14 protein-coding genes and 1 rRNA gene (1 of these 15 cut by a window edge) are annotated in these 15,429 nt (G+C 53.9%); 5 read left to right on the top strand and 10 right to left on the bottom strand.

The window, feature by feature from the left end; all coding sequences use genetic code 11:
• The 10 genes from CBW65_RS07215 to dnaA form a co-directional block, all read right to left on the bottom strand.
• Positions 1 to 1,329: ribosomal RNA gene (locus tag CBW65_RS07215) — 16S ribosomal RNA — on the bottom strand (it extends 216 nt beyond the left edge of the window).
• 177 nt (positions 1,330 to 1,506) lie between these two features.
• The gene (locus CBW65_RS07210) at positions 1,507 to 2,322 is read right to left on the bottom strand and encodes an MbnB/TglH/ChrH family RiPP precursor modification enzyme (RefSeq protein ID WP_087456299.1); all 816 of its coding nucleotides are present in this window, start codon (positions 2,320 to 2,322) and stop codon (positions 1,507 to 1,509) included.
• A gap of 2 nt (positions 2,323 to 2,324) precedes the next feature.
• Positions 2,325 to 3,119 (bottom strand): hypothetical protein, encoded by a 795-nt coding sequence (locus tag CBW65_RS07205; RefSeq protein WP_087456298.1) that lies wholly within the window; start codon positions 3,117 to 3,119, stop codon positions 2,325 to 2,327.
• A 311-nt stretch (positions 3,120 to 3,430) separates the two neighbouring features.
• Positions 3,431 to 5,950, bottom strand: coding sequence for a DNA gyrase subunit A (gene gyrA / locus CBW65_RS07200; RefSeq protein ID WP_087456297.1), 2,520 nt, complete (start codon positions 5,948 to 5,950; stop codon positions 3,431 to 3,433).
• A gap of 23 nt (positions 5,951 to 5,973) precedes the next feature.
• Positions 5,974 to 7,902 (bottom strand): DNA topoisomerase (ATP-hydrolyzing) subunit B, encoded by a 1,929-nt coding sequence (gyrB, locus tag CBW65_RS07195; RefSeq protein ID WP_087456296.1) that lies wholly within the window; start codon positions 7,900 to 7,902, stop codon positions 5,974 to 5,976.
• A 104-nt stretch (positions 7,903 to 8,006) separates the two neighbouring features.
• Positions 8,007 to 8,258, bottom strand: a complete 252-nt coding sequence (gene remB, locus CBW65_RS07190) for an extracellular matrix regulator RemB (protein WP_087456295.1) — start codon at positions 8,256 to 8,258, stop codon at positions 8,007 to 8,009.
• 12 nt (positions 8,259 to 8,270) lie between these two features.
• Positions 8,271 to 9,380 (bottom strand): DNA replication/repair protein RecF, encoded by a 1,110-nt coding sequence (gene recF / locus CBW65_RS07185; protein WP_087456294.1) that lies wholly within the window; start codon positions 9,378 to 9,380, stop codon positions 8,271 to 8,273.
• A gap of 6 nt (positions 9,381 to 9,386) precedes the next feature.
• Positions 9,387 to 9,608 (bottom strand): S4 domain-containing protein YaaA, encoded by a 222-nt coding sequence (gene yaaA / locus CBW65_RS07180; RefSeq protein ID WP_087456293.1) that lies wholly within the window; start codon positions 9,606 to 9,608, stop codon positions 9,387 to 9,389.
• Between the two features lie 13 nt (positions 9,609 to 9,621).
• Positions 9,622 to 10,758, bottom strand: a complete 1,137-nt coding sequence (gene dnaN / locus CBW65_RS07175; RefSeq protein ID WP_087456292.1) for a DNA polymerase III subunit beta — start codon at positions 10,756 to 10,758, stop codon at positions 9,622 to 9,624.
• Between the two features lie 258 nt (positions 10,759 to 11,016).
• Entirely contained in the window at positions 11,017 to 12,384 is a 1,368-nt protein-coding gene (gene dnaA, locus CBW65_RS07170; protein WP_087456291.1) for a chromosomal replication initiator protein DnaA, read from the bottom strand.
• A 551-nt stretch (positions 12,385 to 12,935) separates the two neighbouring features.
• Between dnaA and rpmH the strand changes: the two genes are divergently transcribed.
• The 5 genes from rpmH to jag all read left to right on the top strand — a co-directional run bounded on the left by rpmH (position 12,936) and on the right by jag (position 15,299).
• Positions 12,936 to 13,070 (top strand): 50S ribosomal protein L34, encoded by a 135-nt coding sequence (rpmH, locus tag CBW65_RS07160; protein ID WP_087456289.1) that lies wholly within the window; start codon positions 12,936 to 12,938, stop codon positions 13,068 to 13,070.
• A 91-nt stretch (positions 13,071 to 13,161) separates the two neighbouring features.
• Positions 13,162 to 13,587 carry a ribonuclease P protein component gene (gene rnpA, locus CBW65_RS07155; RefSeq protein WP_232463459.1) on the top strand — a complete coding sequence of 142 codons (426 nt, stop codon included), beginning with the start codon at positions 13,162 to 13,164 and terminating at the stop codon, positions 13,585 to 13,587.
• Positions 13,588 to 13,827 carry a membrane protein insertion efficiency factor YidD gene (gene yidD / locus CBW65_RS07150; RefSeq protein WP_087456288.1) on the top strand — a complete coding sequence of 80 codons (240 nt, stop codon included), beginning with the start codon at positions 13,588 to 13,590 and terminating at the stop codon, positions 13,825 to 13,827.
• Positions 13,828 to 13,842: 15 nt separating this feature from the next.
• On the top strand, positions 13,843 to 14,610 hold the full coding sequence (locus tag CBW65_RS07145) for a YidC/Oxa1 family membrane protein insertase (protein ID WP_232463458.1): 768 nt from the start codon (positions 13,843 to 13,845) through the stop codon (positions 14,608 to 14,610).
• Positions 14,607 to 15,299: an RNA-binding cell elongation regulator Jag/EloR gene (gene jag, locus CBW65_RS07140; protein WP_087456286.1), complete on the top strand. Its 693-nt coding sequence runs from the start codon at positions 14,607 to 14,609 to the stop codon at positions 15,297 to 15,299. The genes CBW65_RS07145 and jag overlap by 4 nt, the downstream gene beginning before the upstream one ends.
• Positions 15,300 to 15,429 lie beyond the last annotated feature (130 nt).

Below are 15,429 nucleotides of genomic sequence, written 5' to 3'. Positions count from 1 at the left end.
AGGCGAGTTGCAGCCTGCAATCCGAACTGTGAGCGGCTTTTTGGGATTGGCTCCGCCTCACGGCATCGCAACCCTTTGTACCGCCCATTGTAGCACGTGTGTAGCCCAAGACATAAGGGGCATGATGATTTGACGTCATCCCCGCCTTCCTCCGGTTTGTCACCGGCAGTCAATTGTGAGTGCCCAACTAAATGATGGCAACACAATTTAGGGGTTGCGCTCGTTGCGGGACTTAACCCAACATCTCACGACACGAGCTGACGACAACCATGCACCACCTGTCACCGCTGCCCCGAAGGGAAGGTCTATCTCTAAACCGGTCAGCGGGATGTCAAGTCTTGGTAAGGTTCTTCGCGTTGCTTCGAATTAAACCACATGCTCCACTGCTTGTGCGGGCCCCCGTCAATTCCTTTGAGTTTCAGTCTTGCGACCGTACTCCCCAGGCGGAGTGCTTAATGCGTTAGCTTCGGCACTGAGGGTGGTACCCCCCAACACCTAGCACTCATCGTTTACGGCGTGGACTACCAGGGTATCTAATCCTGTTTGCTCCCCACGCTTTCGCGCCTCAGCGTCAGAAATCGGCCAGCAAGGCGCCTTCGCCACAGGTGTTCCTCCACATCTCTACGCATTTCACCGCTACACGTGGAATTCCCCTTGCCTCTCCGATCCTCAAGCCATCCCGTATCCAAGGCAATCCCAAGGTTGAGCCTTGGGCTTTCACCCCGGACGCAAATGGCCGCCTGCGCGCGCTTTACGCCCAGTAATTCCGGACAACGCTTGCCCCCTACGTATTACCGCGGCTGCTGGCACGTAGTTAGCCGGGGCTTCCTCCTCTGTTACCGTCAGGGTGTGAGCATTCCCTTCTCACACTTGTTCTTCACAGAAGACAGAATTTTACAACCCGAAGGCCTTCATCATTCACGCGGCGTTGCTCCATCAGGCTTGCGCCCATTGTGGAAGATTCCCTACTGCTGCCTCCCGTAGGAGTCTGGGCCGTGTCTCAGTCCCAGTGTGGCCGGTCACCCTCTCAGGTCGGCTACGCATCGTCGCCTTGGCGAGCCGTTACCTCACCAACTAGCTAATGCGCCGCGGGCCCATCCGACAGTGAAGCGAAAGCTTCTTTCTCTTCTCCTTCATGCGAAGGAGAAGCCTATCCGGTATTAGCACTCGTTTCCAAGCGTTATCCCGATCTGTCGGGCAGGTTGCCCACGTGTTACTCACCCGTCCGCCGCTAACCTTTGAGAGCAAGCTCTCTCGAGTCCGCTCGACTTGCATGTATTAGGCACGCCGCCAGCGTTCGTCCTGAGCCAGGATCAAACTCTCAATAAAAGTTGTTCAACCGAAGTTGAGAAGTTGTATCTCTTGGCTCGTGATCTATCTCTGTAACACTCGTTTAGTTTTCAAGGATCAATCTCGTCAATCGCATGTTTGTTGCGGCGACAATAACTAATTTATCATATTGCATTCGTATCGTCAACTGGAAATTTATAAAAAAGTCGGCGGTCATCAAACATGAACGCCTTTACGATATTTGTTATACAGGTTCCGACAAAATTCAAGGTCGGGCAGCAAGTCATGAAACTCAATCAGGTCAGCGTCCCGTTCGATCACCAGCGCCTCACAAGAAGTGTTGTTCAACACCCATTCTGCATACCCGAGCACTTCTGGGTGAATCCCTCCTACATGCGTATCGTACAAAACGCCGTTCACTTCCGTATGCCCGGCCAGATGCAGTTGCATGATACGGTCTTTGGGCAGAGTTTCCAAAAACTCATAGGGGTCATATCCAATCGTTTTTGCATTGAGATAGAGGTTGGTCACATCGAGCAACAAACCGCAATCGGCCCGCTCGGTGATCTTTTTCAAGAATTCAGCTTCTGAAAATTGATTCCCCGGCCATATAAACGTATGCGTGATGTTCTCCATCGCCATCCTTCTCCCGATGCGCTCTTGGATTCTTTTGATATTGGCTCCGGCAACTTCGACCGCTTCTTCCGTATACGGCAGCGCGATAAAATTATCGATTTCAATATCATCAAAGCGGCTGTAGGATAGATGTTCACTCACCCAAGACGGATTGACGGCCAGCACCGTCTCCACCAGCGCCTCGACCCGGTGCGCTGGCGGCGGCGTGATCGATCCCAATGAAAGATTGAGCGAGTGGATCACGATCGGGATTTCTGTCACGAAGCCCGCCAATTCTTCTTTTGTTTGCTCCACATCCGCCTTCTGGTTGATCTCCAGAAAATCCACATGCCGTAAAACAGCTTCCCGTTCCTCGATGAACTCCTCTCGCAAACCGACACCGATTCCTTTCGCCATTGTTAGGCCTCCTCTCCAATTTCGATCAAAATTCCCAATTCCTCAAGTTCCGCCAGCACTTCCTGCGGCTGTTTGTCCACCTCATGCTTTTGAATCGCGGTTTGCACAACAGCTGTCAGCGCTTCTTTCGACTGCGGTTTTTCACACTGCATCAAGATCTCATAGATGCACGCATCGATTTCGAAGAGCTCAATCTCATCCCCCGTTTGCAGTGCGAGCACAAAGCTTTTCGACTGCCCATACCCCTCCATCAAAATCTGACGAAGCTCCGGACTGACCCATTCATCCAGCAGCGGTTCGGCCGGCACCAAAAAGGAGTGTATCTGCGCCTGCGGGGTACGAACGATTCCACGGCCTGCAACGTCATGCTGCAACATTCCCTGGTCGATGTTGTACATCCAACGCTCAAAGGAAACCACTTCGCGCAGCACACCGTCTTCCACCGTATCTCCTAACGCGCTTTCCACATGATCAAAAAACGCCGGAATCTTATTCGGCCACTCATTGGAGCGCATGACATGTGCGATCGCAAAACTTCGAAACACGTCCTGACCCTTTTGTTGTTGCAGACACGCCGAAGTGCGTTTGACTGCATCATACACGCGGCGGGAGCGTTTGCGGCAGACACTGATTTGAAAATCGGTAATCGCCTTTTGGGGGAGTTGCTTGGCAAAAGAAAGTTCCTCATCTGACAAGGCGAACTCCACTTGGAAAGATTCCGGATCGGCAAAAAATTGATCTGCTCGTACCGGGTCGATCGTTAGTTGCAAAATGAGATTCTGGATATTTCCCAGCATGGTGAGACCCCCTGTCCAAAGTAGAAGCCGTCTCTAGATGCAGAGACGGCTTCATTGGTCCTGAGCAGATTAGTTCGCGCCGCAAACGCATCCGCACTTCAGACGGTAAGAACGAGTCACTTTGCGAGTTGCTACCTTCTTGATCATTCAAATCACCTCCGGTTACTTAAATCAGACTATTCAGTAATTGCTGACAAATTCATTATATAGTATATAACTGAATAGATCAATAAATTTTGGGAAATTTTTAGAAAAACAAAAAGACTTCGCAGAATCTGCGAAGTCTTTGCGTGAGCAACTATTCACTTTGATTATTCCGCATCAATCACAACTTCATCTTCATCGCCGGTCAGGACGCGGGCAACGGTGGAGACTTCTTCGCCGTCGCCATGGAGGTTGATCAGTTTGACCCCTTGGGTGATGCGGCTTTGTTCCGAGATTTGGTTGACCGGAGTTCGGATGACGACGCCGGTGTTGGTAATCACTAAGATATCGTCTTCGGTCGTCACGATCTTCAAGCCGACCACATGCCCGGTCTTATCGGTGCGGTCGAGGGTCTTGATCCCTTTGCCGCCGCGTCCCTGGATGCGGTAAGAGCCCATCGGGGAACGCTTGCCGTAGCCGTTGCTGGTCACGACCAGCACGTGCGCCGCTTTGTTGACGACGTCCATGTCGATGACCACGTCGCTCGCCGTCAGATCGATCCCTTTGACGCCGGCAGCGGTACGGCCCATCGAGCGCACATCCTGCTCCGCGAAACGGACAGACATGCCTTCGCGGGTGCCGATGATGATCTCCTGGTTGCCGTCGGTCAGCTTCACGCCGATCAACTCGTCTTCGTCACGCAGCGTGAGCGCGATGAGACCGGCCTTGCGGATGTTGTTGAACTGGGAGAGCGGCGTCTTTTTGACCACGCCTTTGCGCGTGCCCATGAAGAGGAACGGACCATTTGCTGCTGCATCCTCTTCGTTGTCTGCCATCTCTTCGATCATCACATCATCCAACGGTTCGTCGTTTGAAGGCTTGTCGAGCGGAATGACAGCCGACACGTTTTCACCTTGCTCGATGTTCAGCAGGTTGATGATCGGCGTGCCTTTCGCAGCACGGCCAAACTCCGGCACCTCGTAGCCTTTCAGACGGTACACACGGCCGCGGTTCGTGAAGAACAGCACCGCGTTGTGCGACGACGTGATGAAGAGGTGTTCCACAAAATCCTCTTCTTTCATACCGGTCGCCGTCACGCCGCGTCCGCCGCGGCGCTGGCTGCGGTAGGTCGAAACCGGCAGACGCTTGATATAGCCTTGATGCGTGATTGTGATCACAACATCTTCGACCGGAATCAGGTCCGCTTCGTCGATCTCGCCTTCTGCAGACGTGATCACCGTGCGGCGGTCATCGCCGAAGTTTTCACGAATTTCCGTGATTTCTTCTCTGATGACTTGCATCAGCAGCGTCTCGTCAGCGAGGATCGCTTCGTATTCGGCGATCATCTTCATCAGCTCGTTGTACTCGTTTTCGATCTTGTCGCGCTCGAGACCGGTCAGGCGCTGCAGACGCATGTCGAGAATCGCCTGCGCCTGCTCTTCGGACAGCTTGAACTCGGTGATCAAACCGTTACGCGCGTCTTCGGCCGTGCGCGAAGCACGGATCAAAGCGATGACCGCGTCGATATGGTCAAGCGCGATGCGCAAGCCTTCGAGGATGTGGGCGCGCGCACGCGCTTTTTTCAGCTCGAACTGAGTGCGGCGGGTGATGACGTCTTTTTGGTGCTGGATGTAGTGGTAGATCACTTCGCGCAGGTTGAGCACTTTCGGCTCGCCGTGTACGAGGGCCAGCATGTTGACGCCAAACGTCGTCTGGAGCTGCGTTTGCTTGTACAGGTTGTTCAAGACGACCTGCGGCTTAACGTCGCGGCGCAGCTCGATGACCATGCGCATCCCTTTGCGGTCCGACTCGTCGCGCAGGTCGGTGATGCCGTCGATCTTCTTGTCGCGCACCAATTCAGCGATTTTCTCGATCAGGCGGGCTTTGTTGACCTGGAACGGCAGCTCGGTAACGATGATGCGGGTCTTGCCGTTGTTCGCTTCTTCAAATTCGGACTTGGCGCGCATGACGACCGAGCCGCGGCCCGTCTCATAGGCCGAGCGGATCCCGGAGCGGCCGAGAATCTGGCCGGCAGTCGGGAAGTCCGGTCCCGGGATCACCGTCATCAGATCGGAGACGGTCACCTCCGGATTGTCGATCATCATCAGCACGCCGTCGATCACTTCGCGCAGGTTGTGCGGCGGGATGTTGGTCGCCATCCCGACCGCGATCCCTGCCGAACCGTTGACGAGCAGGTTCGGGAAGCGCGCCGGCATCACTTGCGGCTCTTTTTCGTTGCCGTCATAGTTCGGCCCGAAATCAACCGTCTCTTTGTTGATATCGCGCAACAGTTCCATCGCGATCTTGGACATTCTTGCCTCGGTGTAGCGCATCGCCGCAGCGGAGTCGCCGTCGACCGAACCAAAGTTGCCGTGACCGTCGACGAGCAGATAGCGCGTGTTAAAATCCTGCGCCATCCGCACCATCGCGTCGTATACGGACGCGTCGCCGTGCGGGTGGTACTTTGCCAATACGTCACCGACGACGCGGGCCGATTTTTTGTACGGCTTGTCAGGCGTCATGCCAACTTCGTACATCGCGAACAAAATCCGGCGATGTACCGGCTTCAACCCGTCGCGCACATCTGGCAGCGCACGGGAGACGATGACACTCATTGCGTAGTCGATAAAGGAGTTTCGAAGCTCCTTGGATATGTCTATCGTCGGATTGCGATCAATTTCAGCCATGAGGAATCCCCTTAGATTTTGTTCTAGACGTCAAGTTGCGCATAACGCGCATTTTGCTCGATGTATTCACGGCGCGGCTCTACCCGGTCGCCCATCAGCTTGTCAAAAAACGATTCGGCCATCTTGGCATCCTCGATGCCAACTTTCAACAGCGTGCGGCTCTCCGGATCCATCGTCGTCTCCCAAAGCTGCTCGGCGTTCATCTCGCCCAGACCTTTGTAGCGCTGGATGTTGATGCCGGTGCGGCCGATCTCGTTCAGCTTTTCTTCCAGCTGGCGGTCGTTGTACGCGTAGGAGACCGCTTTGCCTTTGGAAACCTTGTAGAGCGGCGGCTGCGCGATGTACACGTAGCCTGCGTTGATCAACTCCCGCATGTAGCGGTAGAAGAAGGTCAGGAGCAGGATGCGGATGTGCGAACCGTCGACATCGGCGTCCGTCATGATGACGATCTTGTGGTAGCGCGCTTTCTCCAAGTTGAAGTCATCGCCGACACCTGTACCAAGCGCCGTGATGATCGCGCGGATTTCGTTGTTCGACAAAATTTTGTCGAGACGCGCCTTCTCCACGTTGATGATCTTCCCGCGCAAGGGAAGAATCGCCTGGCGGTGACGGTCACGGCCTTGTTTGGCCGATCCGCCTGCAGAATCACCTTCGACGATGAAAATCTCCGACTCGTGCGGGTCGCGCGACGAGCAGTCGGCCAGTTTCCCCGGCAGCGAAGAGACTTCCAACGCCGATTTGCGGCGGGTGAGTTCCCGCGCTTTGCGGGCAGCTTCCCGCGCTCGGTACGCGAGCAGGGCTTTCTCGATGATCTTCTTCGCTGTGGTCGGGTTCTCATCGAGGAACGTCATGAACTTTTCTGCAAAAATCGTCTCGACGATCCCCCGCACTTCGGAGTTGCCAAGTTTGGTCTTGGTCTGCCCCTCAAACTGCGGCTCCGGAATCTTCACCGATACGATCGCGCAAATCCCTTCCCTCACGTCATCGCCGGTCAGGTTGTTCTCGTTCTCTTTGAGCAGGTTGTACTTGCGCGCATATTCGTTGATCACGCGGGTCAGCGCCGACTTGAAGCCTGATTCATGCGTGCCGCCCTCATGCGTGTTGATGTTGTTCGCAAACGAGAAGATGTTGTCCTTGGAATACGAGTCGTTGTACTGCAGGGACACTTCGGCGATGATGCCGTCCTTTTCGCCTGCGGTGAACACCGGCGGGGAGAAGAGCACTTCCCGGTCTTTGTTCAAGTACTCCACGAAGGACGCAATCCCGCCTTCGTAGAAGAACACATCTTCTTTTTCCTTGCCTTCGCGCTCGTCACGCAAGGTGATGCGCAGGCCCCCGTTCAAAAAGGCCAGTTCGCGCAGACGGCCTTCGAGGATCTCGTATTCGTAGACGGTGCTCTCTGTGAAGATCTGCGGGTCGGGCTTGAAAATAACGGTCGTGCCCGAACGCTCGCCTGTTTCCATCTCGCCGATCTCTTTCAGTCCGAAGCGCGGGGCGCCGCGGTCATACATCTGCTGGAACACTTTGCCCTTCTGGCGGACGGTGACTTCCATCCACTCCGACAATGCGTTTACAACGGACGCGCCAACGCCGTGCAGACCTCCGGAAACTTTATAGCCTTCGCCGCCGAACTTGCCGCCGGCATGCAAAATCGTATAAACGACCTCAACTGTCGGAATCCCCATCTTCGGGTGAATCCCGGTAGGCACCCCCCGGCCGTTGTCGCTGACCTTGATGCTGTTGTCCGCTTGGATGATCACTTGCACATGATCGCAAAAACCGGCAAGCGCTTCGTCGATGCCGTTGTCAACGATTTCCCAGACGAGGTGATGCAGCCCTCTCGAAGTCGTGGAACCGATGTACATCCCCGGACGCTTCCGGACCGCTTCCAATCCTTCGAGAACCTGTATCTGATTCTCATCATAAACGGAGGCATTCAATTCCTGAGTCAATGTCGGTACCCTCCAGATTCAACACGTTTGTATGTAGTCTTGACGTATTCCCTATCATTTACACAAAAAGTCCGCCAGATTTAAGTCTGGGGACGGCAAATCAGCTATTCAAGCTCCGAAACGAAACCTGCCCGCTTTTTCAGCGTGAGAGACGAGATCGGCGAATAGTAGACTTTTTTCGTAGTCACCACAAATGATTTGCTCTCACTTTCGTCAATCATGACAACAAATCCTTCTTCGTCTGCCACATTTAAAAATTCTTTGGTGCTGTCCGAAGAGTACTTCATCTTCAGGTCAAAAATGGCAATCACATCTTTGCTCTGGACCATGACGTCACCGCCCAAGTGAATGAACATGCCAAAATCCACCTACCCTTCTTTCGTGATTATACCACGTTCCACCCGGTACACGTTAGCTTCCTCGCTCAGAAAGTGCTCCAGGCCAAAGGTTGTCGTCGTAGTGACGATCGTCTGCACTTTCTCCCCCATGCTCTGCACGAGATGCAACTGCCGAGACTCATCGAGCTCGGAGAGCACATCGTCGAGCAGCAGCACCGGATATTCTCCGACCTCCGCTTTGATCAATTCGATCTCCGCCAGTTTCATCGACAAGGACGCCGTGCGCTGCTGGCCCTGCGAGCCAAACGTCTGCACTTTGTGGCCGTTGATCCGCACTTCCACATCGTCGCGGTGCGGCCCGACCGAAGTCGATCCGCGCAGGATGTCCACGCGGCGCTTTTGCTCCAGCTCCTTGCGGTACAGGTCTTCGAGTTGTACAAGTTCTGTACAATCCAGCGAGTTTTGATAGTGAAAGGACAGCTCTTCTTTGCCGCCGGAGATCCGCTTGTGGATATCTTTTGCGAAGCCTTCCAGCTTGTCCACAAACTCCAGGCGCTTTTTGATCACTTTTGTGCCGTAGACGGCCAATTGGTCGTCCCAGATCATCAGCATTTCATCGCCCGACTTTTTCTGGCCGATCTCTTTGAGCAGGGAATTGCGCTGCAGAAGCACCTTTTGGTACTGGGTGAGGTTGTAGAGGTACTGCGGCGAGACTTGCCCGATTTCCACGTCAAGAAAACGGCGCCGCTGCTGCGGGCCGCCTTTGATCAGCTGCAAGTCTTCCGGAGCGAACAGCACGACGTTGAGATGACCGACAAAGTCGCTCATCTTTCGCTTTTCAACGCCGTTGACCGCGCTTTTTTTGCCTTTGGGCAGCAGGCGAAGATCGAGCCGGTAGCTGCGCTCGTTCCGCTCGATCATGCCTTTGAGCGCAGCAAACTCCGTCTCAAAGCGGATCATCTCCGCATCTTTGTTCGTTCGGTGGCTTTTGGCGACAGACAAAAGCAGAATCGCTTCGACGACATTCGTCTTGCCCTGCGCGTTCTGGCCGACGAGGATGTTCACCCGCGGCGAGAGGTCGGTGAGCTGAAGCGATTCGTAATTGCGAAAGTTGCGCAACTCAAGCGCCTTGATCCACATCTCGGCTTAGCCCTGAACGACGCGGTAGGAGCCGATGCCCGCGATGACGATCAGATCGCCGTCACGCAGCTTTTTGCCGCGGCGCTTCTCCGGCGATCCGTTCACCTTGATATCTTGCTCCTCCAAAAACCATTTCACCGCGCCGCCCGAATCGAGGATCTCCGCAAACTTGAGAAACTGCTGCAAGGTGATATATTCCGTCTCGATCGTCACGTCCTGATAGGTCACAACAAGGTCCCCCTTAGTAAATCCGCACTGGCAGGATGAGGTGGAGGCAGTTCGGGTTGTCCGGGATTTTCACCAAAAACGGGCTCATCGAGCCGGTGAACTCGATCAGCAGATCTTCGCTGTCGATCACGCGCAGCGCGTCGAGCATGAACTTGGAGTTGAAAGCGATGAGCAGCTCATCCCCGGTCACGTTTATCTCTTCGATCGACTCCGACACCTTCCCGACATCCGGGGAGTTGGAGGAAATCTCGATCCCGCCTGTTTTGATGTTTAAGCGGACAAGGTTGTTTTCATGCTCTTTGGCGATCAAAGAAGCACGCTCCACCGCGCCTTGCAGATCTTTGGTCTTCACGGTCAGGCCCGTTTTGAAATTGGACGGAATGATCCGCGAGATGTCCGGGTATTGGCCGTCGATCAGGCGGGTGTAGAACTGCGTTTTGTCCATTTGCACGAGCACCTGGTTGTCGGCGACCACGATATCGACAAGTGAAGAATCGTCGGCCAGCAGACGGCCCAGCTCGTTCAGGCTCTTGCCCGGAATGATCACGTTGTGAATCTCCAGGTCTTCCGGCGCTTCGACGCTCGATTCGCGGGTCGCAAGGCGGTGCGAGTCGGTGGCGACAAATTTCAAGCTGCCCTTTTTCAGCGTGAACATGACGCCGGTCAGCACCGGACGGATCTCTTCGCCGGACACGGCAAACGCAGTCTGGCGGATCATGTCTTTCAAAATGTCAGACTGCACGGAGAAGATCTGGTTGCCGTTCACTTGCGGCAGGCGCGGGAATTCCTCATGGTCGAGTCCGTGCAGGTTGTACTCCGATTTGCCGCCGCGGATGATCGTCAGGTAGTTCTGCTTGACTTCGATCTCCACCTGCTGGCTCGGCAGTTTGCGCACGATATCGCTGAGAAACTTTGCCGACAGCACGATCGCACCTTCTTCGATAACGTTTACAATCTGATCTTCTTCTATGTGTGTCGGGACGCGGGTCTCGATCCCGATCTCAAGGTCGGTCGCGGTCAGAGAAAGGCCGTCTTTGGCAGCGACAATCTTGATGCCGGTCAGCACCGGAATGGTGGTTTTGCCGGATACGGCTTTTTGAACATTTTGGATCGCTTGCACGAGGCTTTGGCGCTGGATCACGATTTTCATGGATGTTTCCCCCTCAGGCAGTCATACGCTCAGTCCCCCGAGCATAGTAGTAGTAGGTGGAGTAGTTATTATAAGATTTTCAGTAATAACAGTAATAAGGGCACTGAATATGTGGAAAAGTGTCGAAACCTCACGACTGAACAGGTTTGGCGCGTGTGGACAATCTGTGCGTAAGGTTCGTTTACTTATCCACATATCCAGTGCCCGGTTGGACTGTGTAGTTATTCACAGCTTAGTCACAATCGTTATCCCCAATTCTTAATTGTGGCCAAGTTTTTCTTTCAAAGTCTCGATCGTCTGGCGCAAAGTGAAGTCGGTCTTCAGTTCTTTCGCGATCTTCTCATGCGCGTGGATGACGGTCGTGTGGTCGCGGCCGCCAAATTCATCGCCGATCTTCGGCAGCGAAAAATCGGTCAGCTCGCGGGCGAGGTACATCGCGATCTGGCGCGGGTAGGCGATCGCCTTGGTGCGCTTTTTCGCTTTGAAGTCCTCAAGTCTCATGTCAAAATGCTCCCCGGTCACCTTTTGGATCTCGGCGATGGTGATCTGTTTCGGTTTATTAGAAGGAATGATGTCTTTTAATGCTTCCATCGCCAGTTCTGCCGACAGGTCGCGGTTGATCAGCGACGAGTAGGCGACGACGCGGATCAGCGCGCCTTCGAGCTCGCGGATGTTGGTGTCGATCTTGTTGGCGATGTGCGAGATCACTTCGTTCGGGATGTCGAGCGCCTCCGCCTTGGCCTTCTTGCGCAGGATGGCGATCCGCGTCTCGTAGTCCGGCGGCTGGATGTCGGTGATCAGGCCCCATTCAAAGCGCGAGCGCAAGCGGTCCTCGAGCGTCGGGATCTCTTTGGGCGGACGGTCGGAGGAGATGATGATCTGCTTGCTCTCTTCGTGCAGCGTATTAAACGTATGGAAAAATTCCTCCTGGGTCTGTTCTTTCCCGGCCAGGAACTGAATATCGTCTATTAAGAGCACGTCCACATTTCGATACTTGTTGCGGAAATCAACCGTCTTGTTGTACTGAATGGCGTTGATGAACTCGTTGGTGAACTTTTCCGACGAGATGTAGACGACTTTCGCCTGCGGGTTGCTGTCGAGCACATAGTGGCCGATCGCATGCATCAAGTGCGTTTTGCCAAGGCCTACGCCCCCGTAGATGAACAGCGGGTTGTACGCTTTGGCCGGAGCTTCGGCTACAGCCAGGGAGGCTGCGTGCGCAAAGCGGTTGCCGGCACCGATGACAAAGGTGTCGAACAGGTACTTGGGATTGAGTGCCGATGGAACAAACTCTGACAGCTCTTCATCTTGAGGCCCGGCCGGTGTGTTTGGCGGCGCAGGTTTTGGTGAATTTTCATAGAGAGATTCATCAAAAACTTGCGGGATGACAAACTTGACCGTCACTTCTTGCCTCGTGATGGCGGTGAGCGTTTCCTTGATGATGGCCGAGTAACGAGATTCCAGCCAGTCGCGGGAAAATTCGTTCGGCACGGAGACAATCAGCGTGTTGTTCTCATAGGACACGGGCTGCGTCGATTTGAACCACGTCTCGAAACTGGGCTTGGAGAGCTTCGTTTCCAGGGTGGCGGTCGTCTTCTGCCACAGGTCTAGTGCTTGCCGATCCATGAAGTCAGGAACCTCCCCAAAAAAAATACACAATAAAAATCCACATCCCCTTGCGGTTACCAACAAGTATTGTGGATAATAATTGAGGCGTACGGTGTCGATTTATTCCGTAGTTTGAAGGATGGTGCAGTCTCTTGTCCCCACGTATCTGGATAACGAATCCACATCTGAGGATAGTTATCCACCAAGTTATCCACACCTGTTAGTAAGTGTGTGGATTCAGAAATGTTATCCACGGACAAGCTACTCCATCATATCAGAAATGAAACCCTGATGACAACGGACTTTTTTAAACTTATCCACACCAAAAACAGTATGCAACCGAGTTTGTTCACAGCCATGTGGATTGTGGATAATGCTGTTGAATACTTGTCGAAAAGTATTTTACGTGTCGAAAAAGTTTTCCACAGGCCCGCGGATCGTATTTCCTTCTTTTGCGTGTGAAACCAATCTTGCAATCATCTTGCATCTCCGCTATAATGACGTAGTGTATTGTCTACAGTTGGCTTTCTCTCATTCAGATAGAAAGTTCTATAGGGAGGTGTAGATCGATGAAACGTACTTTCCAACCGAACGTACGCAAGCGCAAGAAAGTTCACGGCTTCCGTACTCGTATGGCGTCCAAGAACGGCCGTCGCGTACTGGCTGCACGTCGTCGCAAAGGAAGAAAGGTTCTGTCCGCATAAGGCCACGTTTTCGTGGTCTTTTTTACATAACAGGCGGTTTAACGGCACCCTTGCTTCCGTATACTAGGAGATGGAATGGGGGCCAGGCTCTATGCTGCAAAAAGAACACCGGTTGACAGACAAACGAGACTTTCAGCGGGTTTTTCATCATGGACAGTCTTTCGCCAACCGCTATCTCGTCATCTATTATTTAAAAAATCGGAACAGCGAAGCGTTCCGCGTTGGCTTTTCGGTCAGCAAGAAGGTTGGGAAAGCGGTGACCCGCAACCGGGTCAAGCGACTGCTGCGGGAAGCGTTCCGCAACAGCAGCGATCAGATCAAGGAGTCTTACGATCTGGTGGTGATCGCGCGGCCCTCCGCTGCCGAGCTGGAGTATGAAAGCGTTGTGCAAAACGTCCATCATCTGCTGCGTAACATGGAGCGGCCGGATGCGGGCAAGCGCAAACCGGCGCCGCAGCGCACGAACAGCCCCGGCGCGCAGGACAAGCAGGGCGAGCGGAGAAAAGGGGTGCGTTAGATGAAGCGGGCGCTTTTGCTCTTCTTTCGCTTTTATCGAACGTTTATCTCTCCATTAAAACCGCCATCCTGCCGTTTTCATCCGACTTGTTCCGAATATGGAATGCAAGCTGTGCGGGCCCACGGGGCTTGGCGCGGCTCCTTCCTGACCATCAAGCGAATTCTCAAGTGCGGTCCTTGGCATCCAGGGGGATTTGACCCCGTGCCTGAACCTTACATAGATCACGATTGCTCCCATTAAGGAGGGGAACTCAGCTTGTTTCAACGAATGAGAATTCCTGTCACCCTGTTGCTCCTGGCCGTGATGTTGACCGGCTGCGGCAGCACAAACGCTGACGGCAGCTTGGACAGAAGCGGTATCTGGGGCAAGTTTGTCGGCATCGTTTCCGACGGACTCGATTATTTCTATCACTTGACCACCGACTACGGGGTTGCGATCTTGATCGTTACCTTGATCGTGCGTATCATCACGCTTCCGCTGATGATTAAGCAGATCCGCTACACGAAAGTCATGCAGCAACTCTCGCCGGAGCTGACCAAGATCCGCGAGAAGTACAAGAACGACAAGCAAAAGATCAACGAAGAGACGATGAAGTTGTTCCAGCAGTACAACGCCAATCCGCTGGCCGGCTGTTTCCCGATTCTCGTGCAGATGCCGATTCTGTTGGCGCTGTATCAGGCGATCAACACCAACCAGGCGCTGAAGCTGCATGAATTCTTGGGCTTCCTGACGCTGTCCAGCACCCAGTCCTTCGAAAACATCATCCTCGCGATTCTGGCGGCAGGCACCACCTTCCTCCAATCCAAGATGTCGATGGTCAACAACGACCCGAACACGAAGATTATGCTGGCGATCATGCCGCTGATGATCGGTTTCTTCACCTGGCAGTTCCCGGCAGCCTTGGGCCTGTACTGGATCTTCTCGAACATCCTGACCATCGTGCAGACCTACTTCACCAAAGGCATCAAAGCACCTAACCTTCCCGGCGCAGCAGCACCCGCTTCCGGAGGCAAAAAGAAATGAAAAAAGTGATCACTACGGGTAAAACGGTTGAACTTGCAACCGAATTGGCTCTGAAAAAATTGGGCGTCCCCCGTGATCGCGTAACTGTAACCGTTCTGACACAGCCTCGCCGCGGTTTTTTGGGACTCTTCGGCAAGCGGGATGCAGAGGTGGAAGTGGAAGTTCCCCAGCTCGACCCGATTGAAGAGACGAAAAAGTTCCTGGGCGATGTTTTATCGTCGATGTCTTTGCGAGATGTCAGCATCGATGTGGAGCAAGAAAGCGACACCGAGTATGAGATCAAGCTGTCCGGCGAGTCGATCGGGATTCTGATCGGCCGCCGGGGAGCGACACTCGATGCGTTGCAGTACCTCGTCAACCTGGTGGCGAACAAGCACAGCGAGCGATTTTTGAAAATTGTGCTGGATGCGGAAGAATACCGTATGCGCCGCAAAGAGACGCTGGAGCGCCTCGCCGAGCGACTGGCGAACAAGGCGCTGATGCAAAAGCGCGACATCATGCTGGAACCGATGTCTCCCGCTGAACGCAAGGTGATTCATTCTTACTTGCAACACCGCCCCGATGTCGTCACCTTTTCGCACGGGGACGAGCCGCACCGCAAAGTGGTGATCTCGCCGAAGGAGAAGAAAAACGGCGAGAAGACCCGCGAGCGGGGCGGACGCCGGACTCCTACTAAACATCGTTCGTAACCAAACGCATCGCAGAGCCTTGTGGATAACCCACAGGGCTCTTTTTTTATGTTTTTCTATCCACATGTGGATAGTTTTTGTGCTTTTGCTGAGCTATGATAGAATGGTTATGCACATCCTCACGAACGGG

It is taken from the genome of Tumebacillus avium (assembly GCF_002162355.1).
GTDB lineage: Bacteria > Bacillota > Bacilli > Tumebacillales > Tumebacillaceae > Tumebacillus_A > Tumebacillus_A avium.
This window is presented reverse-complemented; position numbering and strand designations above follow the sequence as displayed.